This window comes from Acidimicrobiales bacterium, from assembly GCA_036399815.1.
GTDB lineage: Bacteria > Actinomycetota > Acidimicrobiia > Acidimicrobiales > DASWMK01 > DASWMK01.
The window spans coordinates 1-19,927 of sequence record DASWMK010000117.1 but is presented as its reverse complement, the minus strand read 5'-3'; the positions used below and the strand labels follow the sequence as shown (position 1 = coordinate 19,927).

Annotated in this window: 20 protein-coding genes; 8 read left to right on the top strand and 12 right to left on the bottom strand. The window is 75.9% G+C overall.

What is annotated here, in order from left to right; genetic code table 11:
* On the bottom strand, positions 1-2,145 hold a 2,145-nt coding region (locus VGB14_08340; GenBank protein HEX9992919.1), incomplete at its 3' end, for a nitrate- and nitrite sensing domain-containing protein.
* Between the two features lie 163 nt (positions 2,146-2,308).
* Here VGB14_08340 and VGB14_08335 point away from each other — a divergent pair.
* Positions 2,309-3,055 (top strand): DUF4388 domain-containing protein, encoded by a 747-nt coding sequence (locus VGB14_08335; GenBank protein ID HEX9992918.1) that lies wholly within the window; start codon positions 2,309-2,311, stop codon positions 3,053-3,055.
* A 3-nt stretch (positions 3,056-3,058) separates the two neighbouring features.
* Here the strand turns inward: VGB14_08335 and VGB14_08330 are convergent, their stop codons facing one another.
* The 3 genes from VGB14_08330 to VGB14_08320 all read right to left on the bottom strand — a co-directional run bounded on the left by VGB14_08330 (position 3,059) and on the right by VGB14_08320 (position 4,886).
* Positions 3,059-3,874 carry a crotonase/enoyl-CoA hydratase family protein gene (locus VGB14_08330; GenBank protein HEX9992917.1) on the bottom strand — a complete coding sequence of 272 codons (816 nt, stop codon included), beginning with the start codon at positions 3,872-3,874 and terminating at the stop codon, positions 3,059-3,061.
* A 73-nt stretch (positions 3,875-3,947) separates the two neighbouring features.
* A complete protein-coding gene (locus VGB14_08325; protein ID HEX9992916.1) occupies positions 3,948-4,175 on the bottom strand; it encodes a hypothetical protein in 228 nt (75 codons plus the stop codon).
* A gap of 63 nt (positions 4,176-4,238) precedes the next feature.
* Positions 4,239-4,886, bottom strand: a complete 648-nt coding sequence (locus VGB14_08320) for an ankyrin repeat domain-containing protein (GenBank protein HEX9992915.1) — start codon at positions 4,884-4,886, stop codon at positions 4,239-4,241.
* Between the two features lie 43 nt (positions 4,887-4,929).
* Between VGB14_08320 and VGB14_08315 the strand changes: the two genes are divergently transcribed.
* From VGB14_08315 to VGB14_08305, 3 genes are all read left to right on the top strand, one after another.
* Positions 4,930-5,355, top strand: a complete 426-nt coding sequence (locus VGB14_08315) for a MarR family transcriptional regulator (GenBank protein ID HEX9992914.1) — start codon at positions 4,930-4,932, stop codon at positions 5,353-5,355.
* Between the two features lie 415 nt (positions 5,356-5,770).
* Positions 5,771-6,322, top strand: coding sequence for a DnaJ domain-containing protein (locus VGB14_08310; protein HEX9992913.1), 552 nt, complete (start codon positions 5,771-5,773; stop codon positions 6,320-6,322).
* Between the two features lie 96 nt (positions 6,323-6,418).
* Positions 6,419-8,014, top strand: a complete 1,596-nt coding sequence (locus tag VGB14_08305) for an MFS transporter (GenBank protein ID HEX9992912.1) — start codon at positions 6,419-6,421, stop codon at positions 8,012-8,014.
* A 90-nt stretch (positions 8,015-8,104) separates the two neighbouring features.
* Here the strand turns inward: VGB14_08305 and VGB14_08300 are convergent, their stop codons facing one another.
* The 4 genes from VGB14_08300 to VGB14_08285 are packed head-to-tail and all read right to left on the bottom strand — an operon-like array spanning position 8,105 to position 12,652.
* Positions 8,105-9,580 (bottom strand): glutamate-cysteine ligase family protein, encoded by a 1,476-nt coding sequence (locus tag VGB14_08300; GenBank protein ID HEX9992911.1) that lies wholly within the window; start codon positions 9,578-9,580, stop codon positions 8,105-8,107.
* A gap of 10 nt (positions 9,581-9,590) precedes the next feature.
* Positions 9,591-10,832, bottom strand: a complete 1,242-nt coding sequence (locus VGB14_08295; protein ID HEX9992910.1) for a hypothetical protein — start codon at positions 10,830-10,832, stop codon at positions 9,591-9,593.
* Between the two features lie 3 nt (positions 10,833-10,835).
* Complete coding sequence (locus VGB14_08290; protein ID HEX9992909.1) at positions 10,836-11,576, bottom strand: alpha/beta hydrolase-fold protein; 741 nt, start codon at positions 11,574-11,576, stop codon at positions 10,836-10,838.
* A complete protein-coding gene (locus VGB14_08285; GenBank protein HEX9992908.1) occupies positions 11,573-12,652 on the bottom strand; it encodes an alpha/beta hydrolase-fold protein in 1,080 nt (359 codons plus the stop codon). Before VGB14_08285 ends, VGB14_08290 begins: the two co-directional genes overlap by 4 nt.
* Positions 12,653-12,856: 204 nt before the next feature.
* Between VGB14_08285 and VGB14_08280 the strand changes: the two genes are divergently transcribed.
* The gene (locus VGB14_08280; protein HEX9992907.1) at positions 12,857-13,255 is read left to right on the top strand and encodes a hypothetical protein; all 399 of its coding nucleotides are present in this window, start codon (positions 12,857-12,859) and stop codon (positions 13,253-13,255) included.
* A gap of 22 nt (positions 13,256-13,277) precedes the next feature.
* On the opposite strand, the gene VGB14_08275 is transcribed toward VGB14_08280, so the two are convergent.
* Complete coding sequence (locus VGB14_08275) at positions 13,278-14,192, bottom strand: glycosyltransferase (protein ID HEX9992906.1); 915 nt, start codon at positions 14,190-14,192, stop codon at positions 13,278-13,280.
* Positions 14,193-14,224: 32 nt separating this feature from the next.
* Between VGB14_08275 and VGB14_08270 the strand changes: the two genes are divergently transcribed.
* A complete protein-coding gene (locus VGB14_08270; GenBank protein ID HEX9992905.1) occupies positions 14,225-14,503 on the top strand; it encodes a hypothetical protein in 279 nt (92 codons plus the stop codon).
* A gap of 13 nt (positions 14,504-14,516) precedes the next feature.
* On the opposite strand, the gene VGB14_08265 is transcribed toward VGB14_08270, so the two are convergent.
* Positions 14,517-15,593, bottom strand: coding sequence for a hypothetical protein (locus tag VGB14_08265; protein ID HEX9992904.1), 1,077 nt, complete (start codon positions 15,591-15,593; stop codon positions 14,517-14,519).
* Positions 15,594-15,659: 66 nt separating this feature from the next.
* Here VGB14_08265 and VGB14_08260 point away from each other — a divergent pair, with 66 nt between their 5' ends.
* Both VGB14_08260 and VGB14_08255 read left to right on the top strand, forming a co-directional pair.
* A complete protein-coding gene (locus VGB14_08260; protein ID HEX9992903.1) occupies positions 15,660-16,424 on the top strand; it encodes an SHOCT domain-containing protein in 765 nt (254 codons plus the stop codon).
* 97 nt (positions 16,425-16,521) lie between these two features.
* A complete protein-coding gene (locus VGB14_08255; GenBank protein HEX9992902.1) occupies positions 16,522-17,484 on the top strand; it encodes a DUF72 domain-containing protein in 963 nt (320 codons plus the stop codon).
* On the opposite strand, the gene VGB14_08250 is transcribed toward VGB14_08255, so the two are convergent.
* Positions 17,481-18,701, bottom strand: coding sequence for an ATP-grasp domain-containing protein (locus VGB14_08250; protein HEX9992901.1), 1,221 nt, complete (start codon positions 18,699-18,701; stop codon positions 17,481-17,483). The genes VGB14_08255 and VGB14_08250 overlap by 4 nt on opposite strands.
* On the bottom strand, positions 18,698-19,927 hold a 1,230-nt coding region (locus VGB14_08245; protein ID HEX9992900.1), incomplete at its 5' end, for an MFS transporter. The genes VGB14_08250 and VGB14_08245, both read right to left, overlap by 4 nt.

Here is a 19,927-nt window from a genome sequence, read left to right as displayed (position 1 = left end):
GGTGAGGAGCGCGTCCGTGGCGGCCTGCGCCGCGGTCCGCGGCGGCGGCGAGCCGTTTGCGGCGGTCACCGGCGCGGCCCGCTGGGGCAGCGCCGCGGCGGGGTCGGCGACGGCACCCCGGCGGGCGGGCAGCGGCCCGTCGGTGGCGGAGGCTGCGACCGGCGCCGGCTGGGGAGCGGGCGCCGCGGCCGGCACGGCGTCAGCGGGCGGCGACCACGGGGCGTCCACGTCGGTGACGGCGGCGTCCTCGAGCTCGGCCGGGCCGAGGTCGACGAGCAGCGCCGGCGGCACGGTCACGACCGCGGTCACTCCGCCGGCGACCGAGTGGGTCAGGCGGACGGCGACCCCGGACCGGCTGGCCAGCCGGCTGACGACGATGAACCCGAGCGACCGCGACAGGCTGAGGCCGACGACCGGCGGCTTGGCGAGGACGGCGTTCGCCTCCTCGATCTGCGCGTCGCTCATGCCGATCCCCTGGTCCGTCACGCTCAGCACGTAGCCGTCACGGGTCAGGTGGCCGACGATCTCGACGCGGGTCTCGGGCGGGGAGAACGCCGTGGCGTTCTCCATGAGCTCGGCCAGGAGGTGGGCGAGGTCGACGGCGACGTTCCCGTCGACGGCCCCGTCGTCGAGGACGAGCAGGTCGACGCGGTTGAAGTCCTGGACCTCGCTGACGGCGGCCCGCACGGCGTCGGCCAGCTGGACGGGCTGGCCCCGGCGGCGGTTCTGCTCGACGCCGGCGAGCACGAGGAGGCTCTCGGCGTTCCGCCGCATGCGGGTGGCGAGGTGGTCGAGCTGGAACAGGTGCTCGAGCGTGTCGGGGTCCTGCTCGGTGGCCTCGAGCTCGTCGAGGAAGGAGATCTGCCGGTCGATCAGGCCCTGGTTGCGGCGGGCGAGCGTGACGAACGTGTCGCCGATGCCCTTGCGCAGCAGCTGGCGCTGCTCGTCGGCCACCTGCGCGGCCACGGCCTGGACCGTGTTGAAGGCGTCGGCGAGCTGGCCGATCTCGTCGTGCGAGTCGACCGGGATCGGCGTCAGCTCGGTGTCGAGGTCCTCGCCGCCCGAGCGGTGGAGGGCGTCGACGAGCGCGGGCAGCCTCTCCCGTGAGAGCTGGTAGGCGGCGGCCGTGAGGCGGCGCAACGGTCGGGTGAGCGAGCGGGCGACGACGAGAGCGAGGACGAGGGCGAGCAGCACGGCGCCGATGGCGACGGCGCCGTAGAGGCGCACGTCGCGCGCCGTGGCCGACGCGACGTCCCTGGCCGACGCGACGAGGCCGTCGGCCAGCCGCCGCTCGACCTGGCGGAGGGCGTCGATCTGGGCGCTCGCCGACTGCTCCCACGTGGCCGCGCCGCCGGTCAGCGAGCCCGCCTCGCCCCGCAGGACGCCGTCGAGCGTCCGCTGGGCGGCCACCGCGTCCCCGGACCGGAGCTGGTCCCGCAGGAGGTTCTCGGCGCCGCCGGTGGCGGTGGCGTAGAAGACGGAGAGCTGGGTGTCGTACCTGCCCGACTGGTCGACCAGCTGCTCACGGTCGCCGTCGGCCAGCTCGTGGGTGGCGAAGACCCGGACGAGGGTGGCCGCCTGCTCGGCGAACAGGGACTTGGCCGCGGTGAGCGCCGTCAGGCTGGTCAGGCGGCCGGCGACCTCGGGCGTGACGCTGGCGGCCGCCGTCGTGAGGTCGGCGATCAGGTCCTCCACGGCCCCGGCGATGCGCCCGTAGAACACCGCGAAGTTGCCGGTCTCGCCCACGCCGGCGTCGACCTGCTCGCGGTACTGGGCGAGCTCGTCGCCGGTGGACCGCAGCGAGCGCCACGAGCCGGACGGACCGAGCAGCGCCTCCGTGGCGGCCAGGCGGTCCTGGAACCGGGCCATCGCCTGGTCGGTGGCCTGCCGCTGGGTGGCCAGCTCCTCGGGCGTGAGGTCCACGACCTGGGCCAGCGACCCGATCGAGAGCAGCATCTCCTTCTGCAGCTCGTGGGTCAGCGACCCGGCAGCTGCGCCCAACTCGATGAACCGGGTGCCGTCGGCCGCCTCCTGCGCGACCTCCAGGCGGTCGGTCGCGCCCCACCCTCCGAGGACCAGCAGCGCGCAGATCGGCGCCGCCAGGATCACGGCGAGCTTGGAGCGGACCTTCATCGTGCGGAGCATCGGCCGTCCTTCATCTCGGCGGGTCAGCGCGCCCCCCGCCACGTCGGCGGCCACCGGATGGCGAGGGCCGGGCCGTCCCGGTTGCCGGGCCGGGACGCGTCCCTATCGTCCCGGGCATGCGGGAATTGAGGCCGGCTGCCGGCGGCTCTGGTACAAGAGCGGGATGGCCACCGCTCCCGCGCTGCGCGGGACGCTCGACGACCTCCCGCTCCCCCACGTCCTGACCCTCCTCTCCCGGTCGCGCGCCACCGGGCACCTCCACGTGCGCGGTGAGCACGGCGGCTCGCTGTGGCTCGACGACGGCGACCTCTACGCCGCGAGCACGGACGGCGGGCCGTCGATGTGGGACTCCTTCGTCCGGACGGGCACCGTCACCGCGGCCGGTTGGGACACGGCGACGACCGCCGTCGCCGAGGCCGGAGGGTCGTTCGCGGACGCGCTCGTCCGGTGGGGTGGCGCGGACGCGTCCTCCGTCGCCCGGGTGCTCCACGAGCGGGTCGTCACCTCCGTGTTCGACCTGATGCTCCGGGCCGGCGCGCCGTTCGAGTTCCTGGCCGACGAGCGGCACCCGGCCGGGCGCTACCTCGGGTTCGCGGTGGACGAGGTGCTCGAAGCCGTCGGCCAGCGGTTGGCCACGTGGCGCGAGATCGCGAAGTCCATCCCGTCCACGGCCGTCGTCGCCCGCATCCGGCCCGAGCTGCCGCGGGGGGTCCACGACGTGACCGTCACCGCGCCGGAATGGCACGTGCTGGCCGCCCTCGACGGCCGGAGGACCGTCGCCGAGGTGGTGCGGTCGCTCGGGATGAGCGCGTTCGACGTGTGCGCCGTGCTGCACCGGCTGATCGTGGGCGGCGCCGTGGAGGTGCTCGACCGCGACCCCGGTGGGCCGGGACGCCCGCCCGGCCGCTGAGCCTCAGTCCTCGTAGACCGGCGGGCGCTGCTCCAGGTAGGCGGCGATCGACTCTCGCTGGTTGGGCGACCCGATCAGGCCGCTGATCGTCTCGTACTCCGCCGCGAAGCCCTCGGCCAGGGACACCTGCCCGGCGAGGTTGAGCAGCGCCTTGGCCCCCCGCACGGCGTGCGGGCTCTTGCCCGCGATCTCCCGGGCGAGGGCCATGGCGTCGTCGTAGGGCGTCGTCGTCACGTGGGTGGCGAGCCCGATGCGCCCGGCCTCCTCGCCCGACACCATCCGGCCGGTCCAGGTGAGCTCCTTGGCGACGTCGAGCCCGACGAGGCGGGGGAGCATCTGCGTGCCGGTCATGTCCGGCACCAGCCCCCAGCGGATCTCCAGTACCGACAGGCGGGCGTCCGGGGCGACGAAGCGGAGGTCGGCGCCGATCGCCAGCTGGAACCCGCCGCCGAGCGCGACGCCGTGCACGGCGGCGATGACCGGCGCCGGCATCTCCGTCCAGACGTGGACCGCCTGCTGGCCGTGGTTCGTGATGCGGCCGTCCCGCCGGCCGAGGTCGCGCGAGCGCCCACCGCTCCCGTCGCCACCTGCTGCGGCGTCGGCGAGCACCGAGAACATCGCCACGTCGAGCCCGGCACAGAAGCCCCGGCCCTCGCCGGAGAGCACGACCGCCCGCACCGAGCGGTCCCCCTTCAGCCGCTCGCCCGTCGACACGAGGGCGTCGAACATGTCGAGGTCGAGCGCGTTGAGCTTCTCGGGACGGTTCAGGCGGACGTCGGCCACCCCTCCGTCGATGGTGCACGTCACCCGGTCGGCCATGGACGGCGACCGTAGTCACCGCGGCGGCGTCCACCGCCAGGACGAGCGCGACGAGCAGGAACGCCGGCGGCATCTAGGCCGCCGCGGCGAGCTCGTAGGCGTCCGCGCCGATGGGCGCCTCCTCGGGATGGCAGGGGCACGGCGGGTCGAGGACCGTGCAGGGGAGCTGCCAGTCGTGGAGGTGGTGGGCGAGACGGCACGGCTCCGGCCCGTCGCCGGTGCACTCGGTGGTGCCGTCGGCATGGACCACGGACACGCCGTGGCAGTGCTCGAGGTGCTCGGTGCAGGCTCGGCAGGTCATGGCCAGGAGTATGCGGAGGGGGTGTGACAGTTACCGGCCGGCCCACCGACGCGGGGCGCCGGATCAGGCGCGCAGGCGGGCGGCGAGGGTCGGGTGGCCGGCGGCGTCGGCCAGGTCGGCCGGCGTGCGCCCGTCGTCGTTCGCCGCCGCCGGGTCGGCCCCGGCGCCGAGCAGGAGGTCGACGAGCGCCTCGTCTCCGTGCTGCGCGGCCGCGTGGAGCGGCGTCCAGCCGCCGTGCTGTGCGGCGTTGACCGGCGCGCCCCGCTCCACCAGCAGCGCGGCGAGGTCACCGTGCCGCCCGGCGACGGCGCTGTGGAGCGGCTGGACGCGCATCGGATTGTCGGCGACGGCCGCCGGATCGGCGCCCCGGTCGAGGAGCAGCCGGGCGGTGTCGGCGTGGCCGAAGAAGGCGGCGAGGTGGAGGGGCGTGAACCCGTCGCCCGACCGGGCCTGCGCCACCCCGCCGTCGGCATCGAGAGCGGGAGCGAGCACGTCGGCGCGCCCCAGGGCGGCGGCGTCGAAGGCGTCGAGCGGCGGGTCGGCGGCCAGGATCGCCTCGACGGCGTCGAGCCGACCGCGGTACCGGGCCTGGAGGACGAGCGAGACGCCTTGGGCGTCACGGGAGGCGGCGAGCGCCGGATCGGCGCGGAGCGCGTCGGCGAGCTCGGCGACATCGGCGCCGGCGGCGAGCAGCGCGAACGGGTCGGACACGACATCACCCCATCTCAGTAGATTGGCTATCTATCCTATGCGCGTGCGAGACGACCCCGCCACCGTCGCCGACGCCCTCCACTCGGCGGCGATCCACGTCCTCCGGCGAGCGAGCGCGGTCGACCCCCAGTCGGGGCTGACGCCAGCCCGCCTGTCGGCGCTTTCGGTCGTGGTGTTCGCCGGGCCTCTCACGGTCGGCGAGCTGGCCGCGGCGGAGCAGGTGCGGTCGCCGACGATGACGTCGCTCGTCAACGGCCTGGAGGCGGCCGGGCTCGTGGCCCGGCAGCCGGCGCCGGACGACGGCCGGTCCGTCCTCGTCGTCGCCACGCCCCGGGGACGACGGGTGCTCCAGCGGGCCCGGGCGCGGCGGGTGGCCGAGCTGACCGAGCGGCTGGCCGGGCTGCCCGCCCGGGACCTGGCGACCCTGCGCCGGGCGGCGGCGCTGATGGAGCGCGTCGCCGCGTCGTGATCGGCGGCGGACTGGTCGGTGAGCGCCGGGATCCCGGCTGGGACGGGTCGGCGGCGGCCGGAGCCCGCGGCGGCAGTCTCGTCAGCCGGCGAGCGGCCCGAGCCCGGCGGCGGTCGGCGGAAACCGGCTAGTACGCGTCGGCGGCGGCCGGAGCCGGCAGCCCACTCTCGCCAGCCGGCGTGCGGCCGGAGCCCGCGGCGGTCCCGACCGGCCGGCGCGCGGCGCGAACGGCCGGCGATCTGGACGGGCCGGCGTGCGGGCCGAGCCGGCGGCGGTGGTCCGACCGACACCGGCGGCGGCACGGCGGGCTCGGCGGCGATCCGTCGGGACGGTGGTGGCCGGTTGGCGGGTCGACGGTGGCGCCGGAACGCCGGTCGGGTGCGTCGTCGGGGCGGGGGTCTGGCAGGCTGGGCTCGTGGACCTGGCGGAGGCGAGGGCCGTGCTCGGGGTGGGCGCCGACGACGACTGGTCGGCCGTGCGGGCCGCCTTCCGGCGCCTCCTGCGGGCCACCCACCCGGACGTCGCCGCCAAGGTGCCCGACGCCACCGCCCGGACGGCCCGGCTGACGGAGGCGTACCGGGTCGTTCGGCTGGCCCACGAGTCGCCCGTCCCAACCGCGCCGGCACCGCCTCCCCCGCCGCCGGCACCCGAGCGGGCGACGGTGGGCGTGTGCGTCGAGCACGGCGCCCTGCTCGTCCGCAGCCCGCGGGACGAGGCGTTCTTCCGCCTCCTCGAGCTCGCCCACGAGGTCGGCGAGGTGACGTACATCGACCAGCAGGTCGGCCTGCTGGAGGCCGTCGTGCAGTTCGAGGGGTACCCGGTGTGCTCGCTGCTCGTCACCCTCCAGGGCCGGGCGGGCGGCACCGAGGCGTTCCTCACCATCGAGCCGATCGAACGGGGGGCGCCGCCGCCCCTCGAGGCCGTCGTCCTCACCCTCGCCGCCCGCCTCGGCGCGCCTGTCCCCTGACCGGGCGCGGGCCCGCCCGCATCGCCCGGCCGGTCCCGCGACCGGGACGGCCGCTATCCGCTGGCGGCGGTGGCGCCGGGTCGGCAGCATCGTCGGGTGGACGGGAGCCCGACCCGACCGGGGGACGACGGCCCGCCCGCCGACACGGCCGACGCACAGGGCGCCGGCGCAGCCGGCGCCGAGGCGCAGAACGCCGGCGCAGCCGAGGCGCAGGCGGCCGGCACCGCCACCGAGGCGCAGGACGCCGCCGCAGTCGCAGACGAGGCCCCGGACGCAGGCGCAGCCGCCGGCGAGGCGCGGGCCGCCGACGCCGCCACCGAGGCGCAGGACGCCGGCGCAGTCGCAGACGAGGCCCCGGACGCAGGCGCAGCCGCCGGCGAGGCGCAGGGCGGGGCCGCCGAGGCGCAGGCGCAGGGAGCCGACGCCGCCGCCGGGGTGACACAGGGCGCCGACGACGGGGCCGCGGCTGCGGCCGCCAGCGGCGCGTTCCTCGTCCTCGCCGCCGGGCTGCGGTTCGGGCTGGCGACGAGCACCGTCGCCTCGTCGCTCTACCTGATCCTCGACGTCGGCCTCGACCCGTTCCAGCTCGTCCTCGTCGGCACCGTGCTCGAGGGCACGATCCTCGCCTTCGAGGTCCCGACCGGGGTGGTCGCCGACGCCGTCTCCCGGCGCCGGTCGATCGTCGTCGGCCTGGCCGTCATGGGCGCCGGGTTCCTGCTCTACGCCGTTCCCCACCTGACCGCCGTGCTCGCCGCGCAGGTCGTGTGGGGTCTCGGGTGGACCTTCGTCAGCGGCGCCGACGTCGCCTGGGTGACCGACGAGGTCGGCGAGGTCGCCGCCCGGCCGCTCTACCTGCGCGCCGCCCAGGCCGGCTACGTCGCCACCCTGGCCGGCCTGGCCACCGGGGTCGCCATCGCCCTGGCCGTCGGGCGCTGGGCGGCCGTCGCCGCCGGCGGGGTGGCGCTCCTCGCCCTCGCCGCCTGGGCGGCCGCCCGCCTGACCGAGACCCGGCCGCCCCGCCGTCCGCCTGCCGGGGCCGCATCGCCCGGCCCGCTGGCCCACGTGAGGGCGACGGCCCGGTCGGCGGCGTCGACCGTCCGCACCCGGCCGGCGCTCCTCGCCGTGCTGGCCGTGGCGGCCGCGGCCGGCGTGTCCACCGAGGGCTTCGACCGCCTTCGCGACCTCCACCTCCTCCGCGGGCCCGGCTTCCCGGAGAGCGCCGACCCGGTCGTCTGGGTCGCCCTCCTCGGGGCGGCGTCGCTGGCCGTCGCCGTGGCAGTGGCCAGCGTCGTCCGCCGGAGGGTCGACCTCGCCGCCGCCGCGGGCCCCCGGCGGGCGGTCGGCGCCGTCAACGCCGCGCTGGCGGCCGCCACCGTGGGGTTCGCGCTGGCCGGCGCCTTCCCGGTCGCCGTCGCCTTCCTCGTCGCCGGCTCGGTCGCCCGCCACCTCGAGGGGCCGCTGCTCGCCGCCTGGGTCAACCGGGACCTCGACCCGGCCACCCGCGCCACCGTCAACTCGCTCGCCGGGCAGGCCGACGCCCTCGGCCAGGTGGTGGGCGGCCCGGCCGTCGGCGCGCTGGCCGCGGCCCGGTCGGTGGCGGCCGCCCTCGTCCTCGCCGGCCTGCTGCGCGCCCCGGCCGCCGCCGCGCTCCTGCGCCGGCCGAGCACCGAGCCGGCGCGCCGACCCGCCTGATCACCCGACTCGGCGGCGGCGCCCCGGCCGGCGATGGGCCCGACCCGGCGGACGCCCCGATCCCGCCGACGCCCCGACGCCCCGACCCGCCTACGTGGGCCAGGTGTGCACCGGCTCGTTGGTGTGCATGTGCTCGGCGTACCGGCGGGTCATCTCGAGCAGGGCCTCGTCGCGGTCCATGCCCTCGTCCTCGTACAGCTTGCGGAACACGGTCGTCTGCCAGGTCGCCCCGTTGCGGTGGGCGAGGCAGCGCTGCTCGATGATCCCGAGGAACCGGTCGCGGTCGGCCGGGTCGACGTCCCAGCGGTCGAGGCCCTCGGCGGCGAGGGGCAGGAGGTGGCGCAGCACCAGCTCGGTCACGGGCACGGTCCCGACGCCCGGCCAGTACAGCTGGGCCTCGATGCCGGCCTCGGCGCCGGCGTAGAAGTTCTCGGTGGCGGCCTGGAAGGACAGCACCTGGCGCAGCGGCTTGGGCGCCTCGGCCAGGGACCGCACGAGCCCGTAGTAGAAGGCGGCGTTGGCCAGCGTGTCGGCGACCGTCGGGCCGGCGGGCAGCACCCGGTTCTCCACCCGGAGGTGGGGCCGCCCGCGGGCCACGTCGTACACGGGCCGGTTCCACCGGTAGATGGTGCCGTTGTGCAGGCGCATCTCGGGGAGGTGGGGCACGTCGCCCCGCTCGAGCACGTCGACGGGGTCCTCGTCCGACACCATGGGCAGCAGCGCCGAGTAGTACCGCACGTTCTCCTCGAACAGGTCGACGACCGAGTCGACCCACCGCTCGCCGAACCACACCCTGGGTCGCACGCCCTGGGCGACGAGCTCCTCGGTGCGGGTGTCGGTCGACTGCTCGAACACGGCGATGCGGGTCTCGGCGTGCAGCTGCTTGCCCAGGCAGAACGGCGAGTTGGCGCCGAGCGCGACCTGCACGCCGGCGATCGCCTGGGCGGCGTTCCACACGTCGGCGAACGCGTCCGGGCTGACCTGGAGGTGCAGCTGGGTCGACGTGGTGGCCGCCTCCATCATGATCGACGACATGCGGGTCGACAGGCGGTCGACCCCCTGGATGTCGATCACGAGGTCCTCGCCGCGGGCGCCGAGGATCTGGTCGTTCAGCAGGGTGTAGCGCGGGTTGTTGGAGACGTTCTGGAGGGTGACGTGCAGGTCCTTGAGGGTCGGCAGGATGCCGATCATGAGGATGCGGGCGTCGAGCTCCTCGGCCTTGTGGAGGGCCCGGTTGAGGCTGGTCCGCAGCTCCTCCTCGAGCTCGCTGAACACGCGGCCGACGAGCTTGTGCGGCGCGATGTTGAACTCGATGTTGAACTGCGCGAGCTCGGTCTGGAAGTCCTCGGACTCGAGGTGGGCGAGGACCTTCTCGTTCATCATGGTCGGACAGCCCGTGTCGTCGACCAGGTAGAACTCCATCTCGACGCCCATGAGCTTGCGGTCGGTCTCGAAGCGCTGCTCGTCGAGCATGCGGCGCAGGACGTCGACGCACCGCTTCACCCTGGCGCGGTAGCGCTGCCGGTCCTCCCGCGTGAACTCGTGCTGGTCGACCTTCTCGCCCATCGCTGTCCTCCTAGCTCGCCCCCACCCGCTGGTCGCCCGCCCACGCCGCCACGAGCCCGCGGAAGTGGGCGACGAAGCGGTCGTGCTCGTGGGGCGGGAACATGGTCCTCACGGTGTCGACGAGGATGCGGTCGAAGTCCTCGCTCTCGGCGAACTCGACCATGGCCTCGTGCGCGTGCGGCAGGTGTTGGCCGCAGAAGTCCTCGTAGCGCTCCCGCTCGAAGTAGTCGTCGGCCATCTGCCGGTACAGGCCGAGCTTCTCGGCGTAGCTCAGGTCGTCCCGGTCGGCGACGTCGAAGTACCGGGCCGTGTCCTGGTCGATGGCCATGCGCCGGCCGGTCGCCGTGCAGAAGACCGACCACTTCACGAGCGCCTCGATGGCCCAGGGGAAATAGTAGTGCAGGCTGGTGACGGCGACGTCGGGACAGGCGTTGGCGTAGTCGATCGGGTGGACCTCGCCGCCGGCGAGGATCGTCTCGCAGGAGTTGAACTCCCAGCGGAAGAACGCGTTGACCAGCCGGCCGATCGTGACCACCTCGTCGCCCAGCTCGGGCGTGAGGAAGTCGTGGGCGACCTGGTACCGGTCGTGCATCGGGCGGTCGGGGTCGAAGCGCATGACCATCGTCTCCGCGCCGATCGACAGGCTGCGCACGAACTCGTCCATCGGCTCGACGGCGGCCTGGAGGTGCATGAGCCGCTCGCCGGACTCGTCGTAGCGGCGGTGGAGCTCCTCGTCGTCGGCGATGCGGGTGACGCCGACCCAGGCGCCGCCGTCGAAGGGCTTCATGTAGAGCGGGTACCCGACCTTCCCGGCCACGGCGCCGAGGTCGAAGGGCCGGTTGTACTTCGCCGCCGTGTACGGGAAGCGGGGGTTCTCCGGCGGCTTCTTGTACGGCAGCATCCACGTGTTCGGGATCTTCAGCCCGAGGCGCATCATGGCGCAGTAGGCCGAGTGCTTCTCCATGGCCTGGAACGTGAACGGGTTGTTCAGCAGGTACACCCGGTTCATGAGGGCGGCCTTCTTCAGCCACTCCCGAGGCACGTAGTACCAGTAGGCCAGCCGGTCGATGACGAGCGAGTAGCGGGGGATGGCGCGCAGGTCGAACGGCTCGATCGTGATCCGCTCGACCTCCCACCGGTGGGTCTCCCCGCCGAGGGTCACCTGCGGCGAGAGGCGGCGGACGTAGTGCTCGAGGGCGGTCGGCCAGTCCTCCTCGGTCCCGAGCAGCAGCCCGATCAGGTGGGTGCTCACGCGTCAGACGAACCGCGGCAGGTGGTGGGCCAGCTGCGCCCGCCACGACGGCCAGTCATGGGGGACGTCGTACCCCCACAGGTCAACGTCATGTCGTATCCCCTTCTCCGCGAGGAGGGCGCCGAAGCGCCTGGTGCTCTCGAGTGCGCCGGTCGTGTCCTCCCACTGACCCTGCCCGCAGACCAGCAGGAGCGACACCCGCCGGCGCAGCCACTCCAGGTGCTCACCGCCGGCGTTGGCCACGTAGGCCATGGGGTTGTTGAAGTAGAACGAGTCGCCCCGCCAGGAGCCGCCGCCGTCGTCCATGTCGTAGACCCCGGAGAGGCACATGGCCAGCGGGAACAGGTCGGCCCGGCGGAGGCAGAAGTTGGCGGCGTGGAAGGCGCCGAGGCTGCAGCCGAGGGTGAGGACCTCGAGCGGCCCGCCGCAGTCGTCGAAGATCCACGGCACGACCTGGTGGACCACCCAGTCCTCGTAGCGCTCGTGGTTGCGGGCCCGCTCCTCCAGGGCGATGGCCCCGTTGCTCCAGCTCTCCGCGTCGTAGCTGCCGACGCAGTAGAGCTTGACCCGGCCCTCGTCGACGAGGTGGGCGACGGCGTCGACCATCCCCCGGTCCTCGAACTGCCACGCCTCGCCGGCCTCGGACGGGAACACGAGGACGGGCCGGCCGTGGCTGCCGTAGGCGACGAGGTCGCCCTCCGCGCCGATGGCCGGCGACCACAGCTTCACGTGCTCCCGCCTCACGACCACATCCTCCCGAGCAGGCCGACCAGGTGCGGGTCGAAGGCGTCGCGCCAGGCGACCCAGTTGTGCGCGTCGCGGACCTCGTGGAGGGCGACGTCGTACCCGAGCGACAGCAGCGCGCCCCGCATGTCGCGGTTGTTGGCCAGGTTCTCCTCCCCCGTCCCGCACGTCATGACGACGGGCACGGGCTCGGGGCCCGGCTCCGCGGCGTGCATCCGGGCGACGAAGCGCACGACCCGGTCGTAGCGCCGCATCCACGACTCGTGCCCGTCGTGGTGGGGCACGAAGAAGCTGCCCGACTGGAGGAACAGGGCGCCGAACGTCGTCGGCCGGCTGCGGTGGACGTGCAGCATGGACAGCGCCCCGAGGCTGGCCCCGATGCCGACGCGGGTGGACCGGTGGCGGGGCCGGGGCGCGAGGTCGTCGACGGCCGGCAGCACGTCCCGGGCGAGGGCCTTGGCGTAGGCCGGCGAGGCCGAGTAGTGCTCGTTGCGGTCGACCGGCGGCAGCAGCGCGGCCCGCATGGGCGGGAGCCGCCCGGCGTCGACCATCCGGTCGAGCATGGCGAGGAGGCCGGAGTAGCGGGCGTACTCGGGGCCGTCGTTGGCGACGAGCAGCGGCAGCCGGTCGTCCGGGCGGGAGCCGGCCGCCGACCAGAGGGTGACCGGCTGGCCGGCGCCGATCGCCGGGCTGTCCACGTGGTGCTCGGTCACGGTGCCGGCGGGCGGGTCCGGGGCGGCCAGCCAGGCCGGCGCCCGGTACTCGGGGAACTCGACGACGGACTTGTGGCCGAACGGGCCGGGGGCGACGAGCGGGTTGCCGGGGTCGCACACGGTCTCGCTGCCGCCGTGCGGGTAGCCGAGCTCGAGGCGGTACTCCATGCGGTCCACCGGCGGCCGCGACACCTGCAGGCGCCAGATGTCCGAGGCGCGGGGCTTGGTGAAGTGGGGGCCGATGCGGGGCCGGGTCAGCTCCTGGCGGAGCATCACGCTGCGAAGCGCGCCGTCGGGGTCGTGGACCCGGAAGGTGACGTCCCGGCTGCGCACCACCGGCCCGACGCGCCGCTCGCCGCTCATCGTGGGCCGCAAGCTACCGCGGCACCGAGCCGGCGGAGTCGGACGGCGCCGCGGCCGCCAGGCGCGGCCGGGCCGGTGGTGGCGCGGGGCCCCGGCGGGCAGCCGGTGAGGTCCGGACCGACGGCCCGCCGGGGCGGTTCCCGCTTCCGACTGAACGACCTCGGCGACCGACGCCTGATACGTGTTTCGTGGCATTCTCGCCGGATGATCGAGGCCGCCGACGCCGAGCTGGTGGGCTGGCTCTCCCCCGTGCTCGACGGCGCGGTCGTGACGTTCGCCCCGCCCGCCCCCCGCCGGGACGGCGCCGGGCTCAGCGTGTACCTCGTCGAGCTGTACGACGTGCCGGCCACGCGGGGGCTGGCCCGCCAGGCCCAGGTCGGGCTGCGGTACCTGGTCACGGCGTGGGCCGAGACCCACGAGCTGGCCCACCGCCTGCTCGGCCGGGCCCTGGCCGCCGCCGTCGACCGGCCGGACGTGGAGGTCCAGGTCGACCCGCCGGGGTTCGAGCTGTGGTTCTCGCTCGGCGTGAAGCCCCAGGCCTGCTTCTTCATCCGGGTCGTCGCCCGCCAGCGGGCTGCGCCCGCCAGCGCCTGGCGGGCCTGACCCACCCCGCCGACCGCACCGGTCAGCGCCGGGCGGCCGGCGCCCGGCCGGGAGCGAGGTCCGGGGCCGGGCCGGCCTCGGTGAGGCGCATGCGCCGCTCGACGACGGGGTCGACCGGGCGGCGGCGCCGGAGGGCGGCCGGGAGGCGGGGCAGCAGCCCGGCGAGCGCGCCGGCGGCGGCCCGGTCGCCGGCCACCGCCGCCCCGGCGGTCGCCACCGTCCGGCCGGCGGCCACGGCGAGCGGCCGGCGCATCCACGCCACCAGCAGCGAGTTGCGGCGCTGGAGGGCGCCCCGGCCGGACTTCCCCGCGCTCGTCGGGTGGTGGTGGGCGACCACGTCGTCCACGTAGGCGAGCCCCCAGCCCAGCCGCTCGAGGTCGATGGCCAGCAGCTCCTCCTCGCCGAGGAAGAAGACGAGGTCGTCGAACCCGCCGACGGCGAGGAAGGCGTCGCGCCGCACGACCGCGCCGCACGACACGAATCCGAGGATGGGCACGCCGGGCAGGTCGGGCGCGGGCGGCAGCGGGCTGGCGGCCAGCACGGCGCACACCGGGTCGGGCCGCTCGTCGTCCCCCACCAGCATGCGGGCCGCGAGCACGGCCAGGCGGGGGTGGGCGTCGAGGTGGTCGGCCGCCGTCGCCAGCGCGCCCGGCGCCCACCACGAGTCGTCGTCGCTGAACGCCACGTACGGCGTCGACGCCCGCTCCACGCCCGCGTTCCGGGCCGTCGCCCCGAGGTTGCGGCCGGCCTCCACGACGGTCGCGCCGGGATGGGCGGCGCGCACGGCGGCCGGCGTGCCGTCCGACGAGCCGTTGTCGACGACGACCACCGGCGGCCGCTCGGGCAGGGCGGCGAGGTGGTCGAGCGTGCGCAGCAGGCCGTCCCGGCGGTCCCTGGTGGCGACGACGACGGTGACGCGGGGATCGGCGGCAGGCATCCCCGCCAACGTTCCCGGGAACCATCCGCCCCATGGCATCGGAGAGCAAGACGACGACGGACCACGACGAGATCCGGGCCTGGGTGGAGGAGCACGACGGCAAGCCGGCGGCCGTGAGGGGCACGGGCGACGGCGACGACCTCGGCGTCCTGCGCATCGACTTCCCGGGCGGCGCCGGCGAGGACCAGCTCGAGCACGTGAGCTGGGACGACTGGTTCGACAAGTTCGAGGAGAACGACCTGGCCTTCCTCTACCAGGAGAAGAAGGCGAGCGGCGAGGACTCGACCTTCTTCAAGCTCGTCAAGCGCTGACGGCGGCGCCGGCTCAGCGACCGCCGGCGACGGCGGCGTCGAGCTGGGGCCGGCAGGCGTCCGGCCCCCGGTCCACCGTGCTGGCGTACCACGCGAACACCGCGTCCCTGGCCAGCGCGGCCATGGCCGCCGCGCCCTCGGCCCGCAGGTGCAGGCCGTCGGCGTACGTCGCCCCCGGCGGGGCCGTGGCGTTCCAGTCGGCCACCACCGCGTTCGGGTACCCGGCCAGCACCTGGTGCAGGGTGGCGTTGGTCGTCGCGTAGTACGGCCTCGCCTCCCTGATGGTCAGCCACAGCACGAGGTCGACGCCGGCCAGCTCGGCCATCACCGCTCGCACCCGCTCGGCGTAGAGGCCGGGGTCGGCGCCGTCGTTGGTGCCGAGCTGCACGACGACGACGTCGGCGATCTCGGCCCGCCGGGCCCGGATCACGTCGACCCCGGCGGCCGTCGACCGGCTGACGGCGGCGTCGACGACCACGTCCCACGGGGCCATCGCCGCCTGGATGGCGCCGACCGCGCCGAGCATCACCGAGTCCCCGAGGAAGAACGCGGCCGGCCGGTGCAGCCCGACGACGACGGCCCCGCTGGCCGTCGTCCACCGCCGCAGGGCCGGCCACCGGGTGACGGCCACGCCGGTGTCGAGGAACAGCGCGTCGGGGTCGGACGGGCTGGCCAGCACCCTGGCGCCGTCCTCGCGGACGCCGATCGCCGTCGCGTCCGCCGGCAGGGCGGGGACGGTCGAGGCGAACCGGCCGCCGAGGTGGTCCACGGGCTGGTCGCCGCCGAGGCCGGTGACGATGGCCGGGACGGACCGGTTGGCGCACCGGTAGGCGACGAGCTCGCCGGCCGGCCGGCAGGCCCCGCCGGGGGCCGACCGGAACACGTCCACGTCGCCGTCGACCCCCCTCGGCGCCGGGCACGGCGGGATGGTCGTCGTGGTCGTCGGCGGCGCGGTGGTCGTGGTCGTCGAGGGGGCGGCCGAGGTCGCCGGCGCCGCGCGGTCGGCCGTCGTGGCCGACCCTTCGCCGCTGCAGGCGGCGGCGAGGACGGCGACGGCGACGGCGGCGGCGAACGCGGCGGCTCGGGGCATGCGGGTGACCATGCTGCCAGCGCGATCGGCCCGGCCACCACGCGCGGCGTTCGGTACCCTGGGCCGGTGGCGATCGAGGAGAGGACGGCGTCACCTGCCGGCCCCTGGATCCGTCGTTCCCTCGGCATCGCCGTGGGCCTCGGCGGCGTCGCCTGCGCCCTGACCGTCCTGTCCCTGTCGATGCGGGCCGTGCTCGACATCGGCGGGTCGTGCGCCACCGGCGGCGTGTACGAGGTGGCCCGCCCGTGCCCCGACGGGGTGGCCCCGCTGACCGTCGGCGCCATCTTCGCCGGCCTGGCCTTCGCGCTCCTCTACGCCATCTCGCTCGTGCCGAAGGGCCCGTCGCTGCTCTCCCTGCTGTGGCCGGCCCTGTTCCTCTCGCTCGGCTGGAACTTCCTCGACTACGGGGTCGAGCCGCCGGGCGGCGACGGGATCGTGTGGGGCTGGGTCGTCTGCGCCGCCATCTTCGCCCTGATCGGCGGCGCGCCCCTGCTCCTCCTGCTCGACGTGCGCCGGCTGCGCACCGTGCTGTGGGGCGACGACGGCCCGGCCGGCTGGCGCTCGGTCGTGCCCACGGCCCCGTTCCGGCTCGACGGCAGCCTCGACCAGCCGGTGCTCCAGTGGCTGGGCGACACCCCCGAGGCCCGGGCGTCGACCAACGGGACGGCGGCGGCCGCCCGCGACACGCCCACCGCGCCCCACGCCAACGGGGTCGAGCCGCCGGCCGACGTGGTCTCCCGGCTGGAGCGGCTGGCCGACCTGCGCCGCCGCGGGGTGCTGTCGTCGTCCGAGTTCGAGGCGGCCAAACGGGAGGTGCTGGAGGGCCGGTGAGCGCCGCGACCCGTGTCTATCTGCTGCTGCTCCAGGTGGCGTCGGCCGGAGCCGGCGTCTGGCTCGGCTTCCGCCTGTTCGACGCCGTCGCCCGCTGATGCCCGACGACGCCGGGGACCTGGTCCTCGGGCCGGTCCTCACCGTCGGGCGGGCCACCGTCCACGTCGGCACGTGCTCGTGGACGGACCCGACCCTGCTGAAGGAGACCGACTGGTACCCCCGCCGGTCGATGAGCGCGGCGGAGCGGCTGGCCTACTACTCGGCGGCCTTCCCGGTGGTCGAGGCCGACAGCACCTACTACTTCCCGCCCGGCCCCGAGCTGGCGAGGACGTGGGTGGAGCGGACGCCGGACGGGTTCCGCATGGACGTCAAGGCCTTCTCCCTGCTGACCCACCACCCGACCAAGCCCGGGTCGCTGTGGGAGGACCTCCGCGACGCCGTCCTGCCCGAGCACCGCGACAAGCGCAACGTCTACGCCGAGCACCTCGACGCCGACGCGCTGGAGGAGGCGTGGGCCCGCTTCGGGCACGCCGTCGAGCCGCTGCACGAGGCCGGCAAGCTCGGCGCGATCCTGCTCCAGTATCCGGAGTGGTTCACCCCGAAGCGGGCCAACCGGGACGAGCTGGTGCGGGCCAGGGAGCGCCTCGGTGACCTGCCGGCCTGCGTCGAGTTCCGGTCCCCCCGCTGGCTGGCCGAGCCCGAGGACCGAGACCGCACCCTGAAGCTGCTGTCCGACCTCGGCTTCGCCCACGTCGTGGTGGACGCCCCGCGGGCGTCGGGCCTGCCCACCGTGCCGGCCGTGACCGCGCCGCTGGCCGTCGTCCGCTTCCACGGCCGGGCCGACGACACGTGGAAGAAGCGGGGCATCACCGCCGCTGAGCGGTTCCGCTACCTCTACGACGAGGCCGAGCTCCGGGAGTGGGTCCCCAGGCTGGAGTCGATGGCGGCCGAGGCCGACGAGGTCCACGCCCTCATGAACAACTGCTACCAGGACTACGGGGTGCGCAACGCCGCCGACATGATCCGGCTGCTGGAGGACGTCGGCACCGTCGCCCCCTAGCCCGGCCGCACCTCCGGGCAGAGGGTCGTCAGCGCCCAGCGCACCCTGGCGTAGGAGCCGTGGAGGACGGCGTGGCCGAAGCGGCTCTCGTAGCTCGCCATGCCGGGGAGGGCGTCGCCCGGCCGGGCGCCGACCTCCACGGACCGCACCTCGGGGCAGCGCTCGAGCGCCTCCGTGCCGGCCAGCCCGGCGAACACGGTGTCGGCGGCGGTGGCGAAGAAGCCGATCCCCCACACCGGCTCGGCCGGGTCGGTGCGGCACGGCGGCGGGGCCGGCACCTCGCCGAGCGGGGCCAGCGCGGTGGCCTCGAAGTAGTCGACCCCGGTGGCGTCGCCGATCAGCTCGCAGAGGTGGTCGCCGGCCAGCCGGGCGGCCACCTCCATGAGCACCGGCCCGCCGGGGGTCAGGCGGACCTCGGCGTGGAACGGGCCGACGTCGATGCCGACGGCGCCGAGCACGGCCTCGACGTAGGCGTGCACGGCCTCGTGCTCGGCCGGGCCGAGGACCGGGCTGCGGACGACGTGGCCGAGCTCGACGAACGCCGGCGGGGCCGACAGCAGCTTCTCGGTGCACGAGAAGAACACGGTGCGGCCGGCGGCCACGATGCCCTCGACCGACAGCTCCGGCCCCTCCACGTAGGCCTCGGCCAGGGCCTGGTGCCGGGCCTCGCGCAGGAGCGGGACGGACGGGCGGTCGACGATGCGGGACAGGGCAGCGGCGAACCCGGCGTCGTCCTCGGCCAGGCGCACGTCGAGGCTCCCGCCGCAGTCGACCGGCTTGACCACGCACGGGTAGCCGACCGGCGAGGTCGTGGCCCCCGGGGGGACGACGACCGAGGCCGGGCAGGCCAGCCCGGCGGCGGCCACGGCCGCCCGCATGAGGTCCTTGTGGCGGGCGGCCCTGGCGGCGGCGGGGTCGAGGCCCCGCAGGCCGAGGGCGGCGGCCGCCTCGGCGGCGGCGACGACGGCGTACTCGTGGCCGGCGAGGACGACGTCGACCGAGCCGGGCGGCAGGCGCACCAGCAGGTCGGCGACCGGGTCGACCGGCGACCAGGCGATCACCTCCGCGCTGGCGGCCGCCGCCCTGGCCGGGAGCGAGGCGGGGTCGCCGGCCGTCACGACCACCCGGGCGCCGGCGGCGCCGAGGCGGGCGACGAGCTCGACCCCGCCGGACACCGGCTCGACCACGAGGACGCGCAGCCCGGCGGCGCCGCTCACGTGCCAGCCGCCGGGGCGAGCGCGGGCCGGCGGGTGGCGAAGGCCAGGCCGGCCGCCGCGACCAGGAGGGCGAGGGCGGCGGCGCCGGCCGCGCCGGCCGACAGCAGCAGGGGGCCGGCCACGGCCGGGCCGACCAGCCCGGCGACGGCCGGCCCGAGCGCGAACGCGCCGATGGCCCGGCCGTCGCGGCCGCTCGCCTCGTCGACGGCGTAGGAGACGGCCCAGGCGCCGACGCCCCGCCAGATCTCGGCCAGCGACACGAGCACGACGGCGACGGCCCCGGCCACGACGGCCGCGGTCGCCCCGGTGCCGGCGCCGACCACGCCGAGGCCGAGCGCGCCCCCGGCCAGGCTGGCGGCCGCCCACCGCAGCCGCCGGCCTCCGGCGCCCAGGCCGGCCACCCCCCGGCTGAGCGGCACCTGGAGGCCGACGACCAGCAGGGTGTTCAGCACGAAGGCCGCCCCGACGAGCGACAGCGAGAGCGCCTCGTGGTCGTCGACGAGGAGCGGCATGGCCACGTTCAGCAGCGGGATGTGCAGGGCGAGCACGCAGTTGGCCGCCCCCAGCACGGCGAGCGGCGCCAGGCGGGGCAGGACGGACGGCGCCGGCCCCCGCCCCTCAGGCGCACCGGGCCCGGCGCCGGCGTCGGTGGCCGGGACCGTCGCCCGCGCCGGGCGCCGACCGGCGGCCAGCACGGCGGCGGCCACCACGAAGGTCGCCGCGTCCACGGCCAGCACGACGGCCAGGCGGCCCTCGCCGGCGCCCTGGAGGGCGACCGCGCCGACGGCGCTGCCCGCGGCGATGCCGACGTTCGCCACGGCGTGGAGCCGGGACATCGCCCGCACCCGGTCCTCGGCGTCCAGCTCCTGGCCGACCAGCACCTGGAGCACCCCCGACGCCGTCCGGTCGAGGGTCAGCACGGCGACGGCGGCCACCAGCAGCACCGGCGTGGACCGGACGACGAGCAGCGGCAGGATGAGCGCCGCCCTGGCCAGGTGGAGGGCGACGGCGATCGGCCGGCCGCCCCGCCGGGCCGCGGCCCGCGACCCGGGGACGACCACGGCCAGGCCGGCGACGCCGAGCACGCCCAGCCAGAGCGCGACCTCGCCCGCCTCCATCCCGGTGCGCCGCCGGAGGTAGGGCGCCAGCGCCGTGAACCACAGGCCGGTGCCGAACCAGTCGACCAGGTTGGCGACGTCGAGGTCGCGCGCGGCCGGCGAGGGGCC

Bases quoted from the DNA above. Each gene is read 5' to 3' on its own strand.
- VGB14_08300 (HEX9992911.1), bottom strand. From the start codon at position 9,580: ATGGGCGAGAAGGTCGACCAGCACGAGTTCACGCGGGAGGACCGGCAG.
- VGB14_08335 (HEX9992918.1), top strand. From the start codon at position 2,309: ATGGCCACCGCTCCCGCGCTGCGCGGGACGCTCGACGACCTCCCGCTC.
- VGB14_08265 (HEX9992904.1), bottom strand. From the start codon at position 15,593: ATGCCCCGAGCCGCCGCGTTCGCCGCCGCCGTCGCCGTCGCCGTCCTC.
- VGB14_08285 (HEX9992908.1), bottom strand. From the start codon at position 12,652: ATGAGCGGCGAGCGGCGCGTCGGGCCGGTGGTGCGCAGCCGGGACGTC.
- VGB14_08275 (HEX9992906.1), bottom strand. From the start codon at position 14,192: ATGCCTGCCGCCGATCCCCGCGTCACCGTCGTCGTCGCCACCAGGGAC.
- VGB14_08255 (HEX9992902.1), top strand. From the start codon at position 16,522: ATGCCCGACGACGCCGGGGACCTGGTCCTCGGGCCGGTCCTCACCGTC.
- VGB14_08270 (HEX9992905.1), top strand. From the start codon at position 14,225: ATGGCATCGGAGAGCAAGACGACGACGGACCACGACGAGATCCGGGCC.
- VGB14_08325 (HEX9992916.1), bottom strand. From the start codon at position 4,175: ATGACCTGCCGAGCCTGCACCGAGCACCTCGAGCACTGCCACGGCGTG.
- VGB14_08330 (HEX9992917.1), bottom strand. From the start codon at position 3,874: ATGGCCGACCGGGTGACGTGCACCATCGACGGAGGGGTGGCCGACGTC.
- VGB14_08280 (HEX9992907.1), top strand. From the start codon at position 12,857: ATGATCGAGGCCGCCGACGCCGAGCTGGTGGGCTGGCTCTCCCCCGTG.